Raw genomic sequence first — 22172 nt, forward strand, 5'->3', positions numbered from 1 at the left:
CTGGCTTCAGACACGCTCTTGGCAATGGCTAGAGGGCCGTTGCCTTGAAACATCAGCGCTCACTGTTCTTCAGAGGGCGCTGTGGAGTGGTTGTGATTTCAGGGTTTGATGGGCGCCTCATGGTGAGGCACGCTGAAACCGTAGACGGTGGCCGGCTGAAAACGCACTTGCGTGGCGGCACCTGCTGGCACCGGAACACTGATGTGTTCACCGGGCAATACATAGGTTTTAGGTAGCAGGACGCTGCTGGCAGAAGGTAACAATGTCACTTCCTGGCCCAGACGTACCACGTAGGGCGTATCGTTGCGCACGGTCAGTTGCGCGTCCTTCAACGACCATTGCAGGTCGGTCCAGGGCGTGCGATTAGGCGCCAGGCCTTTGGGGTGAAGGATCAGCGGCAGATTCTGGCGCACTGTCACACCCACGCGGGCATGCCCGGCTTCGACTGCGGGTTTGCCTTGGGGAATGCCTTCGAAGATCACCCGCTTCAGACGCTGGGTGAGCAGGGGTTTTTCTGCTTGAAGAATGAACCGAACCAATTGCGTTTTCGACGCTTCGACGCGCGCCAGCGGTGGCGTGACAAATGCCAGGGGCTCGGTGTCTTCGGGGATGTCTTCGATGGTGACGTGCATCAACGCCAGTGTGGAATCAGTGTTGGTTACTGAAACGGACGCTTCGCCATCAGCTTCGTTGACGATGACAACGGAAGTATTCGGCACCATGCCATCGGCCTGGGCCTGTACGGTCAGCAGGAGAGAGAGTGTGCCGATGCCGGAATTGAGCAGGTGGCGTGCGATTGTTGAAAACATCGTCATGACGTGTCTCGTTGAGCGTTTCGTAAAAAGTAAATGCCGGGGGTGGTGCGGACAGGATTCAATTTATCGGTCGAAGTCACTGGGTGGTATGCAACTAATACGAAAAGAGAGCGGGCGTGTATGAAAGAGTGTTGCGGACTACGCAACGTTTTCTCACGAGGACTCTTTCAGTTGTAGTCCTCCTGCGTAGTCTTCAGCGCGCCTCAATGTAGGAACCATCTATTTGTTGGATGGGCAAAGAGTTAGCTCATTGAATACATTGGGGATGCGATGTCAGAGGGTTTTTCGAGGCGTTGTGGAGGGGGCAGGAACGGCGCTACTTTCCGCGCTTTTGCGCCACCAGCAGGAGGTATCCCACAATGCGAGTCGTTATTGCTGACGACCATTCCGTCGTTCGTGTCGGCCTACGCATTCTCATCAACGCCAGTCGACGATGCGTGATCGTCGGTGAGGCCGACAGTGTCGACAACTTGATGAATCTGCTTTCAAGTACGTCCTGCGAACTGCTGATCACCGACTTCTCCATGCCGGGAGGGCTACAGGCCGATGGTTTGAAAATGTTGAGTACGATTCAGCGTCATTACCCGACCTTGCCAATCATCCTGGTGACGATGTTTACCAGTGTGGTGACGGCAAGGGCTGCGCTGGCGCAAGGGGTAATGGGCATCGTCGCCAAAACCGCATCGGCGACGGAGTTGCCCCTGGCAATCAATGCGGTGCAGGAAGGACGCCGTTACCTCAGCAAGTCCCTGCGCACGCTGTTGGCCAATACCCGCGATCAGTTTCACGAATCACCCTTGTCAGCCAAGGAGCACGAAGTGGTCCGAATGCTCGCCAGTGGCATGACCGTCAGCGAAATCGCCGCTCACTTCAATCGCAGCGTGTCGACCATCAGTAAGCAAAAGAAAATGGCTATGCTCCGGTTAGGTATTTCCACGGACGTTGATCTTTTTTCCTACGCTCGGGACAGCGGAATGACCTGAATAGTCATCGCGTTATTTTCATCGTGAATGCCGATAGTGTTCGATGCATTTGCAGACTATCGTGCGGGCACTCTTTCGAAATCATTATGCAAACCCGGGGGACCCCGCAGATGAGTGAAGCCCATAGCGCCTTGATCACCCGTTTCTACCAGGCTTTCCAGCGCCTGGATGCCGAAGCCATGGCTGCCTGCTACACCGACGACGTGGTGTTCAGTGACCCGGCGTTCGGTGAGCTTCGCGGTCGCGATGCCGGTGACATGTGGCGCATGCTGACGACTCGGGCCAAGGATTTTTCCCTGACTTTCGATCATGTTCACGCCGACGGGCGCACCGGTGGCGCCCATTGGGTGGCGACCTACCTGTTCAGCCAGACCGGCAACACCGTGGTCAATGATATCCAGGCGCGTTTTATCTTCCGTGACGGCAGGATTTGCGAGCATCACGACAGCTTTGATCTGTGGACCTGGTCACGTCAGGCATTGGGTTTCAAAGGTCTGCTGCTGGGCTGGACGCCACTGGTGCGCAACGCCGTTCGCGCCCAGGCATTGAAGGGGCTGAAGGCATTTCAGGCCGGTCGCTGATAAGATCGCGGCTTGTTTCCTTTCAAGCCTTGATCGTGCCGTGACCACCCCAAGCGAGTCTCCCGTCAGCAAGCCCTGGTTCGTCTACCTCGTTCGCGCGGCCAATGGTTCGCTGTATTGCGGGGTCAGCGATGATCCCGTGCGCCGCTTCGCCAAGCATCAAAGTGGCAAGGGGGCACGGTTCTTTCTTTCCAGCCCGGCCATGGCGCTGGTCTACACCGAACTTTGTCGCGACAAAAGCGATGCGCTGCGCCAGGAACGGCTGATCAAGAAACTGCGCAAAAGCGCCAAGGAATGTCTGGTCGCGTCTTATCAATCTGGCTGATCGGCTCCCATCAGGCACATCTGTAGGCTGCCAACCGATTGCGCGCTAAGCTGCGGATTCCTAATTTGTGCGGCGGAGCCGAGCATGTCCGAGTTGATTCTGCATCATTACCCGACGTCCCTCTTTGCCGAGAAGGCCCGCCTGCTGCTGGGCTTCAAGGGCTTGTCATGGCGCTCGGTGAAGATCTCGCCAGTGATGCCCAAACCGGACCTTACGGCGTTGACCGGTGGCTACCGCAAGACACCGGTGTTGCAGGTCGGTGCAGATATTTATTGCGATACGGCATTGATTGCCCGGCGACTGGAACAGGAAAAAGCCTTACCGGCGTTCTTTCCGCAAGGTCAGGAAATGATCACCGCGTCGTTTGCAGCCTGGGCCGACTCTGTTGTGTTCCAGCACGCGGTCAGTCTGGTGTTCCAGCCGGAATCGATAGCGGTGCGCTTTGGCAATTTATCGCCGGAAGCGATCAAGGCGTTTCTGGCCGACCGTGCCGGTTTGTTCAGTGGTGGTAGCGCGACAAGATTGTCTGCCGAACAGGCCAAGCATCAGTGGCCAACGATCATGTCGCGGCTGGAGCTGCAGTTGCAGCGTGAAGAGGGTGATTTCCTGTTCGGTGAACCGTCGATTGCCGACTTTGCCCTGGCCCATTGCCTCTGGTTCCTCAAGGCCACACCGGTGACGGCTCCGCTGGTCGAGGCTTACCCGGCAGTCAATGCGTGGCACTCTCGGGTATTGGGCTTTGGTCATGGCGCCTCCAGCGAGATGACGTCCGAAGAGGCACTGGAGGTGGCGCGCAGGTCCACGCCAGCGGCATTGCCGGATGAGCAGTTCGTCGATCCCAACGGATTCACGGCGGGTCAGCAGGTGGTGATCGCCGCCACGGACTACGGCGTTGATCCGGTCGGGGGGGAGCTGCTGTTTGCCGGCAGTGAAGAATTGATCGTACGACGCAAGGACGAGCGTGGCGGGGTGGTGCATGTGCACTTCCCGCGGTTTGGTTTCCGTATCGAAGCCATCTGACCATTGTAGGAGCGAGCTTGCTCGCGAAGATCGTGAACGATAACGCGTAAAACCGGATGCTCAGCGGGGCCCATGGTTTTTTCGCGAGCAAGCTCGCTCCTACAGGGTTACTTCAGTGCAGCCAGAATCGCATCCGGGTCATACCCGCGAATCAGCGTCCCGTTCACATCGATGATCGGAATGCCGCCACCGCCCAGCGCCTGATAGTCCCCGCGCGCGACGGCATCTTTCTCGATATCGAATTCCTTGTACGGAATGCCTTTCTGATCGAGAAAGCGCCGGGTCAGCTTGCAGTAACCACACCATTCGGTGGCATAGAGCACGACGTTGGCCCGGGCCTGCGTCTGTGCTGGCACCACTTGCGAAGGGTTGAACACCCGCTCGATCTTGCCCCAGTTCTGGTAAGCCACGACCACCAGCAGGATCAGCAGGAATTTTTTCAGTACCCCGCCGAGCATCAGTTGCGACGCTTCAGCTGATCGGTGAGCGAAGTGGGCAGGCCCTTGATGATCAGGGTGCCGGCTTCTTCGTCGTACTCGATCTTCGAACCCAGCAGGTGCGCTTCGAAACTGATCGACAAGCCTTCGGCGCGGCCAGTGAATCGGCGGAACTGGTTCAGGGTGCGTTTATCGGCCGGGATTTCCGGCGACAGGCCGTAGTCCTTGTTGCGAATGTGATCGTAGAAGGCCTTCGGGCGTTCTTCGTCGATCAGCCCCGACAATTCTTCCAGGCCCATCGGTTCACCGAGCTTGGCCTGACTGCTGGCGTAATCCACCAGGGTCTTGGTCTTCTCGCGGGCGTCGTCTTCCGGCAGGTCTTCGCTTTCAACGAAATCACTGAAGGCCTTGAGCAGGGTGCGGGTTTCACCCGGACCGTCGACGCCTTCCTGGCAGCCGATGAAGTCGCGGAAATACTCCGAAACCTTTTTGCCGTTCTTGCCTTTGATGAACGAAATGTACTGCTTGGATTGTTTATTGTTCTGCCACTCGGAAACGTTGATCCGCGCCGCCAGGTGCAATTGGCCCAGGTCCAGGTGACGGGACGGGGTCACGTCCAGTTCATCGGTCACGGCCACGCCTTCGCTGTGGTGCAGCAGGGCGATGGCCAGGTAGTCGGTCATGCCTTGCTGATAGTGTGCGAACAACACATGGCCGCCGACGGACAGGTTCGATTCTTCCATCAGTTTTTGCAGGTGTTCGACCGCCACGCGGCTGAACGCCGTGAAATCCTGGCTGCCCTCGAGGTACTCCTTCAGCCAGCCGCTGAACGGAAATGCACCGGATTCCGGATGGAACAGGCCCCAGGCTTTGCCCTGTTTGGCGTTATAGCTTTCGTTGAGGTCGGCGAGCATGTTCTCGATGGCCGCGGACTCGGCCAGTTCGGAGTCACGGGCGTGGAGAACTGCAGGTGTGCCGTCGGGTTTTTTGTCGATCAGGTGGACGATGCAATGACGGATCGGCATGGGCTTCTCGGCTGAATGAGGAGAGGAGGGCGTGCTCCCCCGAAAAAGCGCTCAGTGTACCGCAACCACTGGTTTTGGCGCGGCGCGAAGGGCAATTGGCAGGCGACCGACGGTTCTTATGCGTTTTTTTGCTGTTTTAGCGCAATAAAGCTGACCAAATGGGTAGCTAGAGGCGGATATTTCCACGTCTGTGTGCTAGCTTTGCCCGGTCTTGCGCGAAGTCACTGCGTTAAGCGTGCAGTCAGCATTTGTCAGGTCGAACCAAACCCTGATTTCGGTATCTATAACCCCGATCCCGAGGTTATTTGGCCGAGGGTGCCAGATCCAGAAGATCGGGCTCGATGGCTGACATTGCACTCTGCAATCCATATGAATTTGATAGGGAAGGAACACTAAATGGCTCTTACTAAAGACCAACTGATCGCCGACATCGCTGAAGCTATCGACGCGCCGAAAACCACCGCGCGTAACGCTCTGGACCAACTGGGCCAAATCGTTGCCGATCAGCTGGAAAACGGCGGCGAAATCACTCTGCCAGGTATCGGCAAGCTGAAAGTGACTGAGCGTCCTGCCCGCACTGGCCGTAACCCTTCGACTGGCGCTGCCATCGAAATCGCTGCCAAGAAAGTGATCAAGCTGGTTGTGGCCAAAGGCCTGACCGACGCTGTTAACAAGTAAGACTTGTTAAGAAAAAACCGTGCGCCGGAGCGATCCGGGCACGGTTTTTTTATGGGCTTTGAAAAAGTTTACGCGAGGTAAACTTTGGCAATAATTTCGTTGTGGAAGCGGTTGTTACTGCACGTTTCATCGAGATAGCTCGTTTGTTCTGAAATAACACTTTTCTCCCTGTATAAAACGAACGCTCCTACAGAACTGACAGTTGAGTGCGCGCCTTGGGTCGGTAGTATCGATAAGGCGTAGCGCACGGCTTTTCGTAAAAGCCAAACCAAATTTCAGTTGTTCGTTACAGGGATGTTTTTATGAAAGTTAAACAGTTGTTGATGTGCGTATCGTTTCTGGTGTCCGGTCAGGCGTTGGCCAATGTGACCGAATATTGCCCAAGCCCTGCTGACATCAAGGAGTTGGTAGCCGGTGCCTATAAGGCCCCGACAGCCAGTGGCGAAGGGGAATGGTACGGTGTTTCGCAAACCGGGCGTGGACCGGTAGGTGAGTTCGAACTGGCGATATTCGCGCCTCGCATAGCGGCCGAGATCAGCACTGTAGCCGGTGAAATTCTGCGTTGCGGTTACATGCTGAAAAATGGAGGCGAACTGGATATGCGGTACAAGCGAGAGGGAACTGTCGTAAGTATTGATACCAATGGGCCATGGGAGGAATGGCTGGGTCAGTATTACTGCGATAGCAAGGAGGCGCGAGCCTGTGCGTTCAAAGAGAATGTTCGTGCAACAAAGCGCTGAGTTGCCAGGAAAGTTATCAGGTAGTTTAGGGTGTGGGACTAAGCTTCACCGTTAACCGCCAAGGCTCGCAAAAAGCCGTGTACAGGAGTCATCTCTACACGGCTTTTTTGTGCGTCCGGTTTTTTACTCTGCTGTAGCTTTAGACCATCGGGTCTGACGCCAGGCCTGTTGCTGCGCCTGGGTCTGGAAGGTCCAGGCGACGAAGCGGCTCTGCTTCTGTCCCTGGCCCATTTCCACCACCCGACTGTCCAGCGCGCCGGCCTTGCTCAGGGCCGTCTGGATTGCCGGCAGGTTCGATGCTTTCGACACCAGCGTGCTGAACCACAGCACTTGTTGCGACACCTGCACGCTCTCGCTGACCAGTTGCGTGACGAAACGAACTTCCCCGCCCTCACACCACAGTTCCGCTGCCTGCCCGCCAAAGTTCAGCACCGGCAGCTTGCGTTTCGGATCGGCCTTGCCCAGAGCTCGCCATTTGCGCGTACTGCCCCGCGTGGCCTCGTCCAGCGAGGCGTGGAATGGCGGGTTGCACATGGTCAGGTCGAACCGCTCTGCGCTCTCCAGCAGGCCTGTGAGGATCTGTTTGGGGTTGCTCTGCTGGCGTACCTGGATCGCCTTGTTCAGGCCATTGGATTGAATGATGGCCTTCGCCGCGGCGATGGCGGTCGCATCGATGTCGGAGCCAAGGAATTGCCAGCGATAATCGCTGTAACCGATCAGCGGATACACGCAGTTGGCGCCCATGCCGATGTCCAGCACCTTCACGGCAGCACCACGGGGGATCGCTCCGTCATTCCCGCTGGCCAGCAGGTCGGCGAGGAAGTGCACGTAATCGGCACGGCCTGGCACTGGCGGACACAGGTAGTCGGCCGGAATGTCCCAGTGAGCGATGCCATAGAACGACTTGAGCAGCGCCCGGTTGAACACCCGCACAGCCTCCGGGCTGGCAAAGTCGATGCTTTCCTTGCCGTACGGATTGATGATCACGAATTTTTTCAGTTCCGGCGTGCTTTTGATCAGCGCCGGAAAGTCGTAGCGACCCTGATGGCGATTGCGTGGGTGCAGGCTGGCTTTTTCACGCGGCGCCACAGAAGGCGTTGGAGGATTTGGCTGCTTGCGCGGTGCTTTGGGTTTGCTGGGGGCGGTCATGGGGGCGTCGATTCAGGAGGTGGTTCAATATGACGCCCATTCTCCCACAAATGAGAATCGCACGTGCCTGATTGAGCTCTGGGCACCCCTACTCCATGGTGCATGTTTTTTTAAAAAGCTCCGACGCCGTTTAGACTTTAAAATACCTTGTCGTCGCCTGGTTTTATCTGCATTAGCGTTAGCCCCTGGTTGTTAGGGGCTAACTATCTAGCGTTTGAGCAAATAATTTTAAATTTCGTCTGGGTCGCTAAGGTAAGGCGTATCGCGTTCGATAATGTTAAGGTCAAGGGTTATGTTGACTTGGCCATTTGCGAGCAGTCTTGCTCCCCCTTCAAGGAATATAAATTCAGCATTGACGCGCTCGTCACTACGAGTGCGCAAATATACTTTTTCGTTATCGGTATTCAGCTCATCCAAGGTGAGCGTTTCGCCTTCCTTGTTGACGATTTTGAATGTTTCTGAATCGTGCGGTTCGCTGTAAGTGAAAAAATTTCCGCTACGGCCTATTGCCTTGCCGAAATAATCACCCTGAGATCGAATGTAAAGTGTGTACGCATCGTCCGTGCATCGAAAATAAAAAATGTCTGCTTCACCCGTAAGTTTTTGGCTCAAAACTGAAACTGTATTGCCGGGGTGTGAAATCAATCCTATTGGTTTAGTGCTAAGGCTTAACGTGGCAAGAAAAGATTTTTGACGATTGCTGCTCATGCTGAAAGTCCTTTTTCAGAGGTGTTTGATTTGGAAGTTTTTGATGTGTTTGGAATGTTGATATTAGCAAAGTTAAAAGTGATAAGAGACTATTTACACGTTTGGTAATTATCAAAAAAATGCCCCGAAGATCGGGGCATTTTATGTGTAAGCGGCGAATTAAAACTTACAAACTGGCAATCCGCGCATGCTGCTCGGCCAACTTGCCCAGAGCCTGTTCCGCTTCGGCCAGTTTGGCTCGTTCCTTTTCGATGACTTCGGCGGGCGCCTTGTCTACGAAACCGGCGTTGGACAACTTGCCGCCGACACGTTGCACTTCACCCTGCAGACGCTGGATTTCCTTGTCCAGACGGGCCAGTTCCGCACCTTTGTCGATCAGGCCGGCCATTGGCACCAGCACTTCCATCTCGCCGACCAGTGCGGTGGCGGACAGCGGGGCTTCTTCGCCAGCAGCCAGCACGGTGATCGATTCGAGGCGCGCCAGCTTCTTCAGCAGGGCTTCGTTCTCGGTCAGGCGGCGCTGATCCTCGGCGCTGACGTTCTTCAGGAACAGCGGCAGCGGTTTGCCCGGGCCGATGTTCATTTCGCCACGGATGTTACGGGTGCCGAGCATCAGGCCCTTGAGCCATTCGATGTCATCTTCGGCCGCCTGATCGATGCGTGTTTCGTTGGCCACTGGCCAAGGTTGCAGCATGATCGTCTTGCCTTCGATGCCCGCCAGCGGCGCGATGCGCTGCCAGATTTCTTCGGTGATGAACGGCATGAACGGATGCGCCAGGCGCAGGGCGACTTCCAGTACGCGCACCAGGGTGCGACGGGTGCCGCGCTGGCGTTCAACCGGAGCGTTTTCGTCCCACAGCACAGGCTTGGACAGCTCCAGGTACCAGTCGCAGTACTGGTTCCAGATGAACTCGTACAGCGCTTGTGCCGCCAGGTCGAAACGGAACTGGTCGAGTTGGCGGGTCACTTCGGCTTCGGTGCGTTGCAGCTGCGAAATGATCCAGCGGTCAGCCAGCGACAGCTCATAGGCTTCGCCGTTCTGGCCGCAGTCTTCGCCCTTGTCCAGCACGTAGCGCGCTGCGTTCCAGATCTTGTTGCAAAAGTTGCGATAGCCCTCGACGCGGCCCATGTCGAACTTGATATCGCGACCGGTGGACGCCAGCGAGCAGAAGGTGAAGCGCAGGGCGTCGGTGCCGTAGCTGGCGATGCCTTCGGCGAACTCGTCGCGGGTCTGCTTCTCGATCTTCTTCGCCAGTTTCGGCTGCATCATGCCGGAGGTGCGCTTCTGCACCAGGGCTTCGAGCTCGATACCGTCAATAATGTCCAGCGGGTCCAGGACGTTGCCTTTGGACTTGGACATCTTCTGGCCCTGGCCATCACGCACCAGGCCGTGAACGTACACGGTCTTGAACGGAACCTGCGGCGTGCCGTCTTCGTTTTTCACCAGATGCATGGTGAGCATGATCATCCGGGCAACCCAGAAGAAAATGATGTCGAAGCCAGTCACCAGGACGTCGGTGGAGTGGAATTTCTTCAGGAACTCGGTTTTTTCCGGCCAGCCGAGGGTGGAGAAGGTCCACAGGCCCGAGCTGAACCAGGTGTCGAGAACGTCGTTGTCCTGTTGCAGCGCAACGTCCGGGCCGAGGTTGTGCTTGGCACGCACTTCGGCTTCGTCGCGACCGACGTAGACCTTGCCCGACTCGTCGTACCAGGCCGGAATGCGGTGGCCCCACCAGAGTTGACGGCTGATGCACCAGTCCTGGATGTCGCGCATCCACGAGAAATACATGTTTTCGTACTGTTTCGGTACGAACTGGATGCGGCCGTCTTCAACGGCGGCGATCGCAGGCTCGGCCAAAGGCTTGGTCGACACGTACCACTGGTCGGTCAGCCATGGCTCGATGACGGTGCCGGAACGGTCGCCTTTCGGCACTTTCAGGGCGTGATCGTCAACGCTGACCAACAGGCCGGCAGCGTCGAACGCGGCCACGATCTGCTTGCGCGCTTCGAAGCGGTCGAGACCGGCGTATTCGGCCGGGATCTTGCCGTCGATGGTTTCGTTCAGCGTGCCGTCGAGGTTGAACACCTGGCAAGCCGGCAGGACCGCTGCGTTCTTGTCGAAGATGTTCAGCAGCGGCAGGTTGTGACGCTTGCCGACTTCGTAGTCGTTGAAATCGTGGGCCGGGGTGATTTTCACGCAGCCGGTGCCGAATTCAGGGTCGCAGTAATCGTCGGCGATGATCGGAATGCGGCGGCCAACCAGTGGCAGCTCGACAAATTTGCCGATCAGGGCTTTGTAGCGTTCATCGTTCGGGTTAACGGCCACGGCGGAGTCGCCGAGCATGGTTTCCGGGCGAGTGGTCGCGACGATCAGGAAATCGTTGCCTTCAGCCGTCTTGGCGCCGTCGGCCAGCGGATATTTCAGGTTCCACAGGAAACCTTTCTCGTCGTGGTTCTCCACTTCGAGGTCGGAAATCGCCGTGTGCAGCTTGGTGTCCCAGTTGACCAGGCGCTTGCCGCGGTAGATCAGGCCGTCTTCGTGCAAACGAACGAACGCTTCTTTCACGGCTTCCGAGAGGCCGTCGTCCATGGTGAAGCGCTCGCGGCTCCAGTCGACGGACGAGCCGAGGCGACGGATCTGACGGCTGATGTTGCCACCGGACTCATCCTTCCACTCCCAGACTTTCTCGAGGAATTTTTCGCGGCCCAGGTCATGGCGGCTCTGGCCCTTGGCTTCGAGCTGACGCTCGACCAGCATCTGCGTGGCGATACCGGCGTGGTCGGTACCCGGCTGCCACAGGGTGTTGCGACCCTGCATGCGGCGGAAACGGATCAGGGCGTCCATGATCGCGTTGTTGAAGCCGTGACCCATGTGCAGGCTGCCGGTGACGTTCGGCGGCGGGATCATGATGGTGTAGGACTCGCCCGCGCCTTGCGGGGCGAAGTAATTCTCTGACTCCCAGGTGTTGTACCAGGAAGTTTCAATGGCGTGCGGCTGGTAGGTCTTATCCATGCGCGGCGGGACCCTATTGGCATTTATTCAGGAAAAGCCGGGAAGTATAGCGGGGATGAGCCGATGCGCGTAGAGCGAGGTGACAATGGGCTTGGGAAAAGTTGTGGTTTTTCGGGAGGCGTTTTGTCTGCAATGACGCCATCGCGGGCAAGCCACGCTCCCACAGGATCAGTGTCGATCGCAAAATAGTGGTTCGACATAGGCCTGTGGGAGCGGGCTTGCCCGCGAAAGCGATCTGTCAGGCGACCTGATTCAAATCGTTATGCCGCGTTTCCTTCAGGCACAGCACCGCAATCAAACTCAGCACCGCCGCTCCGGACACATAGCCGCCGACGTAGCTCAGTCCGCCCATGGCCACCAGTTTCTGGGCGAAGAAGGGCGCTGCGGAGGCGCCCACGATACCGCCCAGGTTGTAGGCCGCCGAGGCACCGGTGTAGCGCACGTGGGTGGGGAACAGCTCTGGCAGCAGCGCGCCCATGGGCGCAAATGTCACGCCCATCAGAAACAGTTCGATGCACAGGAACAACGCCACACCCCAGGTCGAACCTTGGGTCAGCAGCGGTTCCATGAGGAAGCCGGACAGGATCGCCAGCACGCCACCGATGATCAGCACCGGCTTGCGCCCGTAACGGTCGCTGGCCCAGGCCGACAGCGGTGTGGCAGCCGCCATGAACAGCACCGCGAAGCACAGCAGGCCGAGGAAGGTTTCGCGGCTGTAGCCGAGTGTTGCAACGCCGTAGCTCAGGGAAAACACCGTGGAGATGTAAAACAGCGCGTAGCACACGACCATCGCGCCGGCGCCCAGCAAGACGGGCATCCAGTATTGGCCGAACAGCTCGAATAGCGGGATCTTCACTCGTTCCTGGCGCGCCATGGCGTTGGCGAATACCGGGGTCTCATGCAGCTTGAGACGCACGTACAGGCCAACCATCACCAGCGCGGCGCTGAGCAGGAACGGAATACGCCAGCCCCATGAGCGGAACTGTTCATCGTCCAGCACCACGGCCAAAGTCAGGAACAGGCCGTTGGCCGCCAGGAAACCAATGGATGGGCCCAACTGCGGGAACATGCCGAACCACGCGCGTTTGCCTTTCGGCGCGTTCTCCGTGGCCAGCAATGCCGCGCCACCCCATTCGCCGCCCAACCCCAGGCCCTGGCCGAAGCGCAGGACGCACAACAGGATCGGTGCCCAGGCGCCAATGCTGTCATAACCGGGCAGCACGCCGATCAGCGTGGTGCACACGCCCATCAGCAGCAACGAGGCGACCAGGGTCGACTTGCGGCCGATACGGTCGCCGAAGTGACCGAAAAGAGCCGAACCCAAGGGGCGTGCGAGGAAGGCGATGCCGAACGTGAGAAACGCCGACAGCATCTGGGCGGTGCCGGATGTCTGCGGAAAGAACACTGGGCCAATCACCAGTGCTGCGGCGGTGGCATAGACATAGAAATCGTAGAACTCGATGGCGGTACCGATGAAGCTCGCAGTGGCCACGCGGGTAGCGGAGTTCGTCGGTTGTGCAGGTGTGGAGTCGCTGTAAGTCGTGCTGGTCGTCATGCGGTGATCCCTGACAGTCATGTGCCCCAGTGGAGCGAATTATTATGGTCGAGAACCCAGGGATGTGGGCTTAACGCAGAGTGCGGGTGGCACAGGGTGTGGCGGGGCTTGGGTAAGCGGTTCGATTATAGGAAGGTGGCTAACGATTCAACAAGCGCAAAAGATCGCAGCCTGCGGCAGCTCCTACAGGGGAAACGCGTTCCAATGTAGGAGCTGCCGCAGGCTGCGATCTTTGAACAATCTAACGGGCGGGTAAAGCAGCGAGTGCCGGGTTGGTCTGCCAAATCAACACCCGCGTGACACGGTTTTCCTCAGTCGCGAGAATTTCCAGGCGATAGCGGCCGATTTTCAGGCAGACAGGGCAGTCCGGGATGGTTTCCAGCGCTTCGGTGACCAAGCCGTTCAGGGTTTTCGGACCATCGCTGGGCAGGTGCCAGCCGAGGCTCTTGTTCAGTTCGCGGATGGACGCGGCTCCGTCGATCACCAGGCGTCCGTCGGCTTGCGGATGAATGTGCGGGTTGTCCAGGCTGTGCTGGCTTTCGAACTCGCCGACGATTTCTTCGAGAATGTCTTCCAGGGTGACGATGCCCAGCACTTCGCCGTATTCATCGACCACCATGCCCAGGCGTCGCTGCTGTTTGTGGAAGTTGAGCAGCTGCAGCTGCAGCGGGGTGCTTTCCGGCACGAAGTACGGCTCGTGGCTGGCCGCCAGCAAGGCTTCCCTGGTCAGGCTCGCATCGGGCAGCAAGTGCAGGATGTGCCGGGTGTTGAGGACGGCTTCGACCTGGTTGATATCACTGTGGAACACCGGCAGGCGCGTGCGCTTGTTGTGGCGCAACTGTTCGATGATTTCTTCGATGGAGTCATCGAGATTGATGCCGTCCACGTCGCTGCGCGGTACCAGGATGTCATTGACGGTGATGTTGTCCAGCGCGTGGATGCCGGGCAGCGGGTGAGGGCGGCTTACGGTTTCGGAGGGCGCATGCCGCTCCGTCAGCGTTTCGTCCTCACTTTGTTGCACCACTTTGGCTTTACGGACAAATGGGCGCGTCAGCAAGCGGCTGATGCTGGTGAGCAGCCATGCCGCGGGATAGATGACTTTCAGCGGCAACCGCAGCAGGTTGTTGCCCTGGGCCAGGATCGCATCCGGATAGCGAGCGGCGAGGGTGCGTGGCAAGTAGTCGGAAAACACCAGCAAGATGGCGCCCGCCCCGAGGCAGGCGACCCACGGGCCGTTCTCGCCCCAGGTGAAAATGGCCAGCAAGGTGCTGATGACCACCACGAGTGCACGGCACAGTGTGTTGCAAAAAATCAGACTGGCCAGGGGGAAACTGAGTTTCGCCACTGGCTTGTCGCTGGAACGCGTCGCGGTGCGCTGGGCCAGCAAATGCTGGTGCGCCGCTTCGATGGCGGTAAACAGCCCCGACCATAAAACCAGCAGGGTCACTACCGCGAGCATCGGCCCTATGGGCAAGTCGTCCATTAATGCCGCCCGTCAGATATGCAGGATGTATTCACGAACCAGCTTGCTGCCGAAGTACGCCAGCATCAGCAGGCAAAAGCCGGCCAGGGTCCAGCGAATGGCTTTGTGCCCGCGCCAGCCCAGGCGATTGCGCCCCCACAGCAGCACGCTGAAAACGACCCAGGCCAGGCAGGCCAGCAGGGTTTTGTGCACCAGATGCTGGGCGAACAGGTTCTCGACGAACAGCCAGCCGGAAATCAGCGACAGCGACAACAGCGTCCAGCCGGCCCAGAGAAAACCGAACAACAGGCTTTCCATGGTCTGCAGCGGCGGGAAGTTCTTGATCAGTCCGGAGGGGTGCTTGTGCTTGAGCTGGTGGTCCTGGACCAGCAGCAGCAAGGACTGGAACACCGCGATGGTGAACATGCCATAGGCCAGGATCGAAAGCAGGATGTGGGCGAGGATGCCCGGCTCCTCATCGATGACCTGTACCGTGCCGGCGGGGGCAAAATGCGCCAGCATCACGGTCAAGGCCCCAAGCGGAAACAGCAGGACCAGCAGGTTTTCCACCGGAATCCGCGAGCAGGCCAGCAGGGTCAGTGCGATGACCGCCACGGCAATCAGGCTGGCGGCACTGAAGAAGTCCAGGGCCAGGCCGGTCGGGGTCAGCAGGTGGGTGAGCAGGCTGACGCTGTGGGCCAATACGGCGAGCACGCCGAGCATGACCAGCAGGCGTTTGTTGACCTTGGCGCCGGACGCCAGGCGAGTGCCCTGGTAAATGGTCGCAGCGGCATACAAGCAGGCGGCGGCGAGGGTAGTTAGCAAGCTGGGTGACAAGGGGAGCATAAATCCTGTTAGGCAAGCCCGAAAGTCGCTGAGTTTGGCATAGAACCCCTGCCACACGAAAGACCGCGCAACCCGACGGCGAGGTGTCCGCCGGCCACAGTCTTCGCTATAATCCGCGACCTGCCCACGCCGCAGGCTCGCCGAGCACACGTTTAGTCCGGTCCGGGCCGCCATTATCCCGGTCTACACAGGGCCTGAAAGGATCGCGCAATGTTTGAAAACTTAACCGAACGTCTCTCGCAGACGCTGCGCCATGTCACCGGCAAGGCCAAGCTGACTGAAGACAACATCAAAGATACCCTGCGTGAAGTGCGCATGGCGTTGCTCGAAGCCGACGTTGCCCTGCCGGTGGTCAAGGACTTCGTCAATTCGGTCAAGGAGCGTGCCGTCGGTACCGAGGTGTCGCGCAGCCTGACGCCGGGCCAGGCCTTCGTGAAGATCGTCCAGGCCGAGCTCGAAAGCCTGATGGGCGCGGCCAACGAAGACCTGAACCTGAGCGCAGTGCCGCCAGCGGTCATCCTCATGGCCGGTTTGCAGGGCGCTGGTAAAACCACCACCGCCGGCAAGCTCGCGCGCTTCCTTAAAGAACGCAAGAAGAAGTCGGTCATGGTCGTGTCCGCCGACGTTTACCGTCCGGCGGCGATCAAGCAGCTGGAAACCCTGGCCAACGACATCGGCGTGACCTTCTTCCCGTCGGACCTGAGCCAGAAGCCGGTCGACATCGCCAATGCGGCTATTAAGGAAGCAAAACTCAAATTCATCGACGTAGTCATCGTCGATACCGCCGGTCGCCTGCACATCGATGAAGAGATGATGGGTGAGATCAAGGCGCTGCACGCCGCGATCAACCCGGTCGAAACCCTGTTTGTGGTCGACGCCATGACCGGCCAGGACGCCGCCAACACGGCCAAGGCCTTCGGCGATGCATTGCCGCTGACCGGTGTGATCCTGACCAAGGTCGACGGCGACGCCCGTGGCGGTGCCGCGCTGTCGGTGCGCGCCATCACCGGCAAGCCGATCAAGTTCATCGGTATGGGCGAGAAGAGCGAAGCGCTCGATCCGTTCCACCCTGAGCGTATCGCCTCGCGCATCCTCGGCATGGGCGACGTGCTAAGCCTGATCGAGCAGGCGGAAGCGACCCTCGACAAGGACAAGGCCGATAAGCTGGCCAAGAAGCTGAAGAAGGGCAAGGGCTTCGACCTCGAAGACTTCCGCGATCAGCTGCAACAGATGAAGAACATGGGCGGCCTCGGCGGGCTCATGGACAAGCTGCCGAACATGGGTGGCGTGAACCTGGCGCAAATGGGCAACGCCCAGGGTGCGGCAGAAAAGCAATTCAAGCAGATGGAAGCCATCATCAACTCGATGACCCCGGCCGAGCGCCGCGATCCCGAGATGATCAGTGGTTCGCGCAAGCGCCGGATCGCCATGGGTTCCGGCACCCAGGTGCAGGACATCGGCCGCTTGATCAAGCAGCACAAGCAGATGCAGAAGATGATGAAGAAGTTCTCTGCAAAAGGCGGAATGGCCAAGATGATGCGCGGGATGGGCGGTATGTTGCCCGGCGGCGGCATGCCCAAGATGTAAAGAATTCGCGCCGGTCGTCGCACCGGCGCTAACCCACATGGACGTGGGATACACAGCAAACCCGCACTTGGCGGGAGCTGACCGGCCGTTTTCAACGACGGCTCTATAGCAAATCTGCATGGCGGCCGATAGGCCGCCGGAAAAAGTCATTTGCAAAAGTCCGGATATTCCTTAGAATATGCGGCCTTTCGGGCACCCATGCCCGCTGTGCCTTTAGATTTGCAGCACCGACTACAGGAACGATGTTCACATGCTAACAATCCGTCTTGCCCTTGGCGGCTCCAAAAAGCGCCCGTTTTACCACTTGACCGTAACCGACAGCCGCAACCCGCGCGACGGTTCGCACAAGGAACAGGTTGGCTACTTCAACCCTGTTGCCCGTGGTCAGGAAGTTCGTCTGTCCGTGAACCAAGAGCGCGTAGCCTACTGGCTGAGCGTTGGTGCACAACCTTCTGAGCGCGTTGCTCAGTTGTTGAAGGAATCTGCTAAGGCTGCGGCCTGAGCAATATGAACGCGACGCCAGCTGTTGCTGATGATTTGATCGTTATCGGCAAGATTTATTCTGTTCACGGCGTTCGCGGCGAAGTGAAGGTGTACTCCTTTACTGATCCGATTAAGAACCTGCTGGATTACAAAACCTGGACGCTCAAGCGTGACGGCAATGTAAAGCAGGTAGAGCTGGTCAGCGGACGCGGGAATGACAAGTTCCTGGTCGCAAAGCTCAAGGGTCTCGATGATCGTGAAGAAGCTCGTCTTCTGGCCGGTTATGAGATCTGCGTGCCGCGCAACCTGTTCCCTGAACTCACCGACGGCGAGTACTACTGGTACCAGCTGGAAGGTCTCAAGGTCATCGACACCCTCGGGCAACTGTTCGGGAAGATCGATCACCTGCTGGAGACCGGCTCGAACGATGTCATGGTGGTCAAGCCTTGCGCTGGCAGCCTGGATGATCGCGAACGCCTGTTGCCCTATACCGAGCAATGCGTGTTGGCTGTCGACCTGGCGGCAGGCGAGATGAAGGTGGATTGGGACGCGGATTTCTAAGCGTGGCTAACTTGCGCGTAGAAGTGATCAGTCTGTTTCCCGAGATGTTCTCTGCCATCAGCGAGTACGGCATCACCAGTCGTGCGGTGAAACAGGGGCTCTTGCAGCTCACCTGTTGGAATCCGCGAGACTACACGACGGATCGACATCACACTGTGGACGATCGCCCGTTTGGCGGTGGCCCGGGCATGGTGATGAAGATCAAGCCCCTGGAAGATGCTCTGGTTCAGGCCAAGGCAGCAGCCGGGGAGGCGGCGAAGGTAATTTACCTGTCGCCCCAAGGCCGCCAGCTGACTCAGTCGGCGGTACGCGAGTTGGCGAATCTGGATGCATTGATCCTGATTGCCGGCCGCTATGAAGGCATTGACGAGCGTTTTATTGATGCTCATGTCGATGAAGAGTGGTCGATTGGCGACTATGTTCTGTCTGGCGGCGAGCTGCCGGCGATGGTCCTGATCGATGCGGTTACACGACTGCTGCCTGGAGCTTTAGGGCATGCGGACTCCGCCGAGGAAGATTCCTTTACGGATGGTTTGCTGGATTGCCCGCACTACACCCGACCGGAGGTGTATGCGGATCAGCGTGTTCCCGACGTATTGCTAAGTGGCAATCACGCGCACATCCGGCGTTGGCGTTTACAGCAGTCCCTTGGTCGGACCTTTGAACGACGCGCCGATCTTCTGGAAAGCCGCTCGCTTTCTGGAGAAGAGAAGAAGCTGCTCGAGGAATACATCCGCGAGCGGGACGATAGTTAACAACGTATCGATGGTAGATCCGACGATTTACCTTAGGAGCACAGCATGACTAACAAAATCATCCTTGCACTCGAAGCAGAGCAGATGACCAAAGAGATCCCTACCTTTGCCCCGGGCGACACCATTGTCGTTCAGGTGAAAGTGAAGGAAGGCGACCGTTCGCGTCTGCAAGCGTTCGAAGGTGTTGTTATCGCCAAGCGTAACCGCGGCGTAAACAGTGCATTCACCGTTCGTAAAATCTCCAACGGTGTTGGCGTAGAGCGTACTTTCCAGACCTACTCCCCGCAAATCGACAGCATGGCTGTCAAGCGTCGCGGTGACGTACGTAAAGCCAAGCTGTACTACCTGCGCGACCTGTCGGGTAAAGCAGCTCGCATCAAGGAAAAACTGGCTTAAGTCCAGCTTCCGATGCAAAAAAAAAGCAGCCTGCGGGCTGCTTTTTTGTTGCCTGCGATTTAATGAGTTCTCCGGTTCATGGCCTGACGCAAGACCGAGTTGCGGCCATCGCGAGCAAGCTCGCTCCCGCAGTGGATCTCCAGTGAGCGCAATATCGGTGAGCACTAAAGATCATTGTGGGAGCGAGCTTGCTCGCGATGGGATTTAGCCGGCGCCAACAGTCTCCGGCTGAATCAACGCCAACAACGTCCAGCCCGCCGCGGGCTTGATCGTACTCTCCGGCGTCACCACATGCACCCAACCGCTGTCATCGCGCACGAACAGCAACGTCGCTCGCTCACCATGCAGTGCCTGGTAATCATCCCAGCCGAAGCCATCCGTCAATGTTGTGCTGTACAGCTCGGCCCCCTGGCTCAACTGGCTGGCGAGTTTGGCGTAGGTCAGCGCTTCGCTGCCCAGTTGATTGCCGCGATGTTCCAGGCTGGTGCGATGCTTGTCGGTGCGACGGCTTTCCTGGCCGCTGCCCAGGCCGAACATGCGCTGATGGCCCAGTTCATGACGAAAGCGCATCAGCGCCAGGGTGTTCATTTCACCGGAGGGTGACAGCGCCAGCAAGTGCCCGAGGCCGACCAGGTCCAGGTGCGCATCGGCATGTTGCGACGCCGGATTGCCAAAATAGGTCGGCAAGCCTTCCATCCGGGCTGCGCGAATGTTTTCCCAGCTCGAATCCGTCAACAGTACGCGACTGCCCAGTTGCTGCAGGGCCTTGCCCAGTGTGCGAGCGGGTCCGTTGGCGCCGATGATCAGGAAGCCGCTCGGTGCCGGTTCCGCCACCTTCAGCAGGCGTGCCAGCGGTCGTGCCGTCGCGCTTTGCAACACCACCGTGCCGATGATCACCGCAAAGGTGAGCGGCACCAGCAGCAGTGCCCCCTGATGACCGGCCTCATGCAGGCGGATGGCGAAGATTGCCGACACCGCCGCTGCCACAATGCCCCGCGGGGCGATCCACGCCAGCAGCGCCCGTTCGCGCCAACCCAGGCTGGAGCCCGCTGTGCTCAGCAACACATTCAATGGGCGGGCGATGAACTGAATGACCAGCAACAAAATCAGCACCAGTGGCCCGAGGCCGATCATGGCGTTCAGGTCCAGTCGTGCCGCCAGCAGAATGAACAGGCCGGAGATTAGCAATACGCTGAGGTTTTCCTTGAAGTGCAGGATGTGCCTCACGTCGACGCCTTTCATGTTCGCCAGCCACATGCCCATCAGTGTCACGGCGAGCAGTCCGGATTCGTGGGTGACTTCGTTGGACGCTATGAAAATGCCCAGCACTGCCGCAAGCGCTGCCAGGTTGTGCAGGTATTCCGGCAACCACTGACGACGAATCAGGGTGCCCAGCAACCAGCCGCCAAGAATGCCGAAGAGGCTGCCACACAAGATTACGCCGCCGAAGGTCAGCAGACTTTCCTTGAGCCCGTTACCTTCGGCGCTGGCGATGATGAAGCTATAGACGACCACCGCCAGCAGTGCGCCGATGGGATCGATGACAATGCCTTCCCAGCGCAGAATGTTGGCAATCGAGGCTTTCGGTCGCACGACACGCAGCATCGGTACGATCACGGTCGGCCCGGTCACCAGGGTCAGGCTGCCGAACAGGATGGCGAGCATCCAGTCGAAACCCAGCAGCCAGTGAGTGGCGAGCGCAATGACCGCCCATGTGGAGAGCGCGCCAATCGTGACCAGGCGGTGGACGACGCTGCCGATCTCGCGCCATTCGGACAAGTGCAGGGTCAGGCTGCCTTCGAAGAGGATCAGCGCCACTGCCAGGGACACCAGCGGCATCAGCAATGGCCCGAACATTTCCTGAGGGTCGAGCAAGTGCAGCACGGGGCCGACCAGAATGCCGGTCAACAGCAGGAAAAGGATCGCCGGCAGTTTCAGGCGCCAGGCCAGCCATTGACAGAGCAGCGCCGCCGCACCGATTCCACCCAATGCCAGTAAGATGTGCTGTTCGCTCATTGCTGCTCCCTGTTCCTTGATTTGGCGGCCTATGAAAGACTAGCGGCCGTTTCCATGTCTGTTTCTAATTTCGTGCGCAGTCTCAAGGCTGCGTGATTTGAGTGCCCATGCCTGCCATCGATCACCCGCTGATAGACCAATTTCTCGATGCCTTGTGGCTGGAGAAGGGCCTTTCCGATAACACCCGCAATGCCTATCGCAGTGACCTGGCGCTGTTCAACGGCTGGTTACAGGACAAAGGACTGGAGCTGGTCAATGCCGGGCGCGAGTTGATACTCGACCACCTGGCGTGGCGCCTGGAGCAAAACTACAAGCCTCGGTCCACTGCGCGATTTCTCTCGGGGGTGCGTGGCTTCTATCGCTATCTGTTGCGGGAAAAGATGATCGCCGTCGATCCAACCCTGCGCATCGATATGCCGCAACTGGGTAGGCCATTGCCCAAATCCTTGTCGGAAGCTGACGTTGATGCGCTGTTGGCTGCACCGGACCTCAGTGAAGCCATCGGCCAGCGTGACCGGGCGATGCTCGAAGTGCTTTATGCCTGTGGTCTGCGGGTGACGGAGCTGATCAGCCTGACGCTGGAGCAGGTCAATTTGCGCCAGGGGGTGTTGCGAGTGATGGGCAAGGGCAGCAAGGAGCGGTTGGTGCCGATGGGCGAGGAGGCGATTGTCTGGGTCGAGCGCTATATGCGCGATGCCCGCAGCGAACTGCTTGGCGGGCGTCCCAGCGATGTGTTGTTCCCTAGTCAGCGTGGCGAGCAAATGACCCGCCAGACCTTCTGGCACCGGATCAAGCATCAGGCCAAGGTCGCCGGGATTGGCAAGTCGCTGTCGCCGCACACGTTGCGCCATGCCTTCGCCACGCATCTGCTCAACCACGGCGCCGATTTACGGGTGGTGCAGATGCTCCTTGGCCACAGCGATCTGTCGACTACCCAGATTTACACGCACGTCGCCCGCGCCCGCTTGCAAGACCTTCACGCCAGGCATCATCCCCGAGGCTGAACACGGTCCTGTGTAGATACCGTCTTGAACCTC

General features: G+C 58.5%; 22 protein-coding genes. 12 read left to right on the forward strand and 10 right to left on the reverse strand.

Annotated elements, in window-relative coordinates; translation table 11 throughout:
- Positions 1–98: 98 nt before the first annotated feature.
- Positions 99–815, reverse strand: a complete 717-nt coding sequence (locus tag PMI26_RS20770; RefSeq protein ID WP_007972698.1) for a fimbria/pilus chaperone family protein — start codon at positions 813–815, stop codon at positions 99–101.
- Between the two features lie 359 nt (positions 816–1174).
- On the opposite strand from PMI26_RS20770, the gene PMI26_RS20765 reads away from it, so the two are divergent.
- The 4 genes from PMI26_RS20765 (at position 1175) to PMI26_RS20750 (ending at position 3724) form a co-directional block, all read left to right on the forward strand.
- A complete protein-coding gene (locus PMI26_RS20765) occupies positions 1175–1798 on the forward strand; it encodes a response regulator (RefSeq protein ID WP_007972700.1) in 624 nt (207 codons plus the stop codon).
- A 110-nt stretch (positions 1799–1908) separates the two neighbouring features.
- Positions 1909–2379 (forward strand): nuclear transport factor 2 family protein, encoded by a 471-nt coding sequence (locus tag PMI26_RS20760; RefSeq protein WP_007972702.1) that lies wholly within the window; start codon positions 1909–1911, stop codon positions 2377–2379.
- Positions 2380–2419: 40 nt separating this feature from the next.
- On the forward strand, positions 2420–2704 hold the full coding sequence (locus PMI26_RS20755) for a GIY-YIG nuclease family protein (protein ID WP_007972703.1): 285 nt from the start codon (positions 2420–2422) through the stop codon (positions 2702–2704).
- Between the two features lie 84 nt (positions 2705–2788).
- Positions 2789–3724, forward strand: coding sequence for a glutathione S-transferase family protein (locus PMI26_RS20750; protein WP_007972704.1), 936 nt, complete (start codon positions 2789–2791; stop codon positions 3722–3724).
- Positions 3725–3831: 107 nt separating this feature from the next.
- On the opposite strand, the gene PMI26_RS20745 is transcribed toward PMI26_RS20750, so the two are convergent.
- Together PMI26_RS20745 and yejK are read right to left on the reverse strand one after the other, a co-directional pair.
- The gene (locus tag PMI26_RS20745; RefSeq protein WP_007972705.1) at positions 3832–4182 is read right to left on the reverse strand and encodes a glutaredoxin family protein; all 351 of its coding nucleotides are present in this window, start codon (positions 4180–4182) and stop codon (positions 3832–3834) included.
- A complete protein-coding gene (gene yejK / locus PMI26_RS20740) occupies positions 4182–5186 on the reverse strand; it encodes a nucleoid-associated protein YejK (RefSeq protein ID WP_007972706.1) in 1005 nt (334 codons plus the stop codon). Before yejK ends, PMI26_RS20745 begins: the two co-directional genes overlap by 1 nt.
- A gap of 396 nt (positions 5187–5582) precedes the next feature.
- On the opposite strand from yejK, the gene PMI26_RS20735 reads away from it, so the two are divergent.
- Both PMI26_RS20735 and PMI26_RS20730 read left to right on the forward strand, forming a co-directional pair.
- Positions 5583–5864 carry an HU family DNA-binding protein gene (locus tag PMI26_RS20735; RefSeq protein WP_007905514.1) on the forward strand — a complete coding sequence of 94 codons (282 nt, stop codon included), beginning with the start codon at positions 5583–5585 and terminating at the stop codon, positions 5862–5864.
- 302 nt (positions 5865–6166) lie between these two features.
- Positions 6167–6604 (forward strand): DUF3757 domain-containing protein, encoded by a 438-nt coding sequence (locus PMI26_RS20730; protein WP_007972707.1) that lies wholly within the window; start codon positions 6167–6169, stop codon positions 6602–6604.
- A gap of 123 nt (positions 6605–6727) precedes the next feature.
- On the opposite strand, the gene rlmF is transcribed toward PMI26_RS20730, so the two are convergent.
- The 6 genes from rlmF to PMI26_RS20705 form a co-directional block, all read right to left on the reverse strand.
- Complete coding sequence (gene rlmF / locus PMI26_RS20725; RefSeq protein ID WP_007972708.1) at positions 6728–7753, reverse strand: 23S rRNA (adenine(1618)-N(6))-methyltransferase RlmF; 1026 nt, start codon at positions 7751–7753, stop codon at positions 6728–6730.
- 228 nt (positions 7754–7981) lie between these two features.
- Entirely contained in the window at positions 7982–8461 is a 480-nt protein-coding gene (locus PMI26_RS31330) for a hypothetical protein (protein WP_007972709.1), read from the reverse strand.
- A 166-nt stretch (positions 8462–8627) separates the two neighbouring features.
- Complete coding sequence (locus PMI26_RS20720; protein ID WP_007972710.1) at positions 8628–11474, reverse strand: valine--tRNA ligase; 2847 nt, start codon at positions 11472–11474, stop codon at positions 8628–8630.
- Positions 11475–11712: 238 nt separating this feature from the next.
- Positions 11713–13029, reverse strand: coding sequence for an MFS transporter (locus PMI26_RS20715; protein ID WP_007972711.1), 1317 nt, complete (start codon positions 13027–13029; stop codon positions 11713–11715).
- 241 nt (positions 13030–13270) lie between these two features.
- On the reverse strand, positions 13271–14512 hold the full coding sequence (locus tag PMI26_RS20710; protein WP_007972713.1) for a transporter associated domain-containing protein: 1242 nt from the start codon (positions 14510–14512) through the stop codon (positions 13271–13273).
- A gap of 12 nt (positions 14513–14524) precedes the next feature.
- Positions 14525–15337, reverse strand: coding sequence for a cytochrome C assembly family protein (locus PMI26_RS20705; RefSeq protein ID WP_007972717.1), 813 nt, complete (start codon positions 15335–15337; stop codon positions 14525–14527).
- Positions 15338–15547: 210 nt separating this feature from the next.
- On the opposite strand from PMI26_RS20705, the gene ffh reads away from it, so the two are divergent.
- The 5 genes from ffh (at position 15548) to rplS (ending at position 19119) form a co-directional block, all read left to right on the forward strand.
- Entirely contained in the window at positions 15548–16924 is a 1377-nt protein-coding gene (gene ffh, locus PMI26_RS20700; RefSeq protein ID WP_007972719.1) for a signal recognition particle protein, read from the forward strand.
- Positions 16925–17174: 250 nt separating this feature from the next.
- Entirely contained in the window at positions 17175–17426 is a 252-nt protein-coding gene (gene rpsP, locus PMI26_RS20695) for a 30S ribosomal protein S16 (protein WP_007972721.1), read from the forward strand.
- Positions 17427–17431: 5 nt separating this feature from the next.
- Positions 17432–17968: a ribosome maturation factor RimM gene (gene rimM / locus PMI26_RS20690; protein ID WP_007972729.1), complete on the forward strand. Its 537-nt coding sequence runs from the start codon at positions 17432–17434 to the stop codon at positions 17966–17968.
- A 2-nt stretch (positions 17969–17970) separates the two neighbouring features.
- Positions 17971–18723, forward strand: a complete 753-nt coding sequence (trmD, locus tag PMI26_RS20685; protein WP_007897583.1) for a tRNA (guanosine(37)-N1)-methyltransferase TrmD — start codon at positions 17971–17973, stop codon at positions 18721–18723.
- Between the two features lie 45 nt (positions 18724–18768).
- On the forward strand, positions 18769–19119 hold the full coding sequence (gene rplS, locus PMI26_RS20680; protein ID WP_003175895.1) for a 50S ribosomal protein L19: 351 nt from the start codon (positions 18769–18771) through the stop codon (positions 19117–19119).
- A gap of 204 nt (positions 19120–19323) precedes the next feature.
- Here the strand turns inward: rplS and PMI26_RS20675 are convergent, their stop codons facing one another.
- A complete protein-coding gene (locus PMI26_RS20675) occupies positions 19324–21135 on the reverse strand; it encodes a cation:proton antiporter (protein WP_007972731.1) in 1812 nt (603 codons plus the stop codon).
- A 107-nt stretch (positions 21136–21242) separates the two neighbouring features.
- On the opposite strand from PMI26_RS20675, the gene xerD reads away from it, so the two are divergent.
- Positions 21243–22139 carry a site-specific tyrosine recombinase XerD gene (gene xerD, locus PMI26_RS20670; RefSeq protein WP_007972733.1) on the forward strand — a complete coding sequence of 299 codons (897 nt, stop codon included), beginning with the start codon at positions 21243–21245 and terminating at the stop codon, positions 22137–22139.
- The last annotated feature ends 33 nt before the right edge of the window (positions 22140–22172 follow it).

The organism is Pseudomonas sp. GM33 (assembly GCF_000282295.1).
GTDB classification, from domain to species: Bacteria; Pseudomonadota; Gammaproteobacteria; order Pseudomonadales; family Pseudomonadaceae; genus Aquipseudomonas; species Aquipseudomonas laurylsulfatiphila.

Excerpts from the sequence above, each read along its gene's own strand:
- PMI26_RS20770 (WP_007972698.1), bottom strand. The coding sequence starts at position 815 with ATGACGATGTTTTCAACAATCGCACGCCACCTGCTCAATTCCGGCATC.
- PMI26_RS20765 (WP_007972700.1), top strand. The coding sequence starts at position 1,175 with ATGCGAGTCGTTATTGCTGACGACCATTCCGTCGTTCGTGTCGGCCTA.
- PMI26_RS20760 (WP_007972702.1), top strand. The coding sequence starts at position 1,909 with ATGAGTGAAGCCCATAGCGCCTTGATCACCCGTTTCTACCAGGCTTTC.
- PMI26_RS20750 (WP_007972704.1), top strand. The coding sequence starts at position 2,789 with ATGTCCGAGTTGATTCTGCATCATTACCCGACGTCCCTCTTTGCCGAG.
- PMI26_RS20745 (WP_007972705.1), bottom strand. The coding sequence starts at position 4,182 with ATGCTCGGCGGGGTACTGAAAAAATTCCTGCTGATCCTGCTGGTGGTC.
- yejK (WP_007972706.1), bottom strand. The coding sequence starts at position 5,186 with ATGCCGATCCGTCATTGCATCGTCCACCTGATCGACAAAAAACCCGAC.
- PMI26_RS20735 (WP_007905514.1), top strand. The coding sequence starts at position 5,583 with ATGGCTCTTACTAAAGACCAACTGATCGCCGACATCGCTGAAGCTATC.
- PMI26_RS20730 (WP_007972707.1), top strand. The coding sequence starts at position 6,167 with ATGAAAGTTAAACAGTTGTTGATGTGCGTATCGTTTCTGGTGTCCGGT.
- rlmF (WP_007972708.1), bottom strand. The coding sequence starts at position 7,753 with ATGACCGCCCCCAGCAAACCCAAAGCACCGCGCAAGCAGCCAAATCCT.
- PMI26_RS31330 (WP_007972709.1), bottom strand. The coding sequence starts at position 8,461 with ATGAGCAGCAATCGTCAAAAATCTTTTCTTGCCACGTTAAGCCTTAGC.
- PMI26_RS20720 (WP_007972710.1), bottom strand. The coding sequence starts at position 11,474 with ATGGATAAGACCTACCAGCCGCACGCCATTGAAACTTCCTGGTACAAC.
- PMI26_RS20715 (WP_007972711.1), bottom strand. The coding sequence starts at position 13,029 with ATGACGACCAGCACGACTTACAGCGACTCCACACCTGCACAACCGACG.
- PMI26_RS20710 (WP_007972713.1), bottom strand. The coding sequence starts at position 14,512 with ATGGACGACTTGCCCATAGGGCCGATGCTCGCGGTAGTGACCCTGCTG.
- PMI26_RS20705 (WP_007972717.1), bottom strand. The coding sequence starts at position 15,337 with ATGCTCCCCTTGTCACCCAGCTTGCTAACTACCCTCGCCGCCGCCTGC.
- ffh (WP_007972719.1), top strand. The coding sequence starts at position 15,548 with ATGTTTGAAAACTTAACCGAACGTCTCTCGCAGACGCTGCGCCATGTC.
- rpsP (WP_007972721.1), top strand. The coding sequence starts at position 17,175 with ATGCTAACAATCCGTCTTGCCCTTGGCGGCTCCAAAAAGCGCCCGTTT.
- rimM (WP_007972729.1), top strand. The coding sequence starts at position 17,432 with ATGAACGCGACGCCAGCTGTTGCTGATGATTTGATCGTTATCGGCAAG.
- rplS (WP_003175895.1), top strand. The coding sequence starts at position 18,769 with ATGACTAACAAAATCATCCTTGCACTCGAAGCAGAGCAGATGACCAAA.
- PMI26_RS20675 (WP_007972731.1), bottom strand. The coding sequence starts at position 21,135 with ATGAGCGAACAGCACATCTTACTGGCATTGGGTGGAATCGGTGCGGCG.
- xerD (WP_007972733.1), top strand. The coding sequence starts at position 21,243 with ATGCCTGCCATCGATCACCCGCTGATAGACCAATTTCTCGATGCCTTG.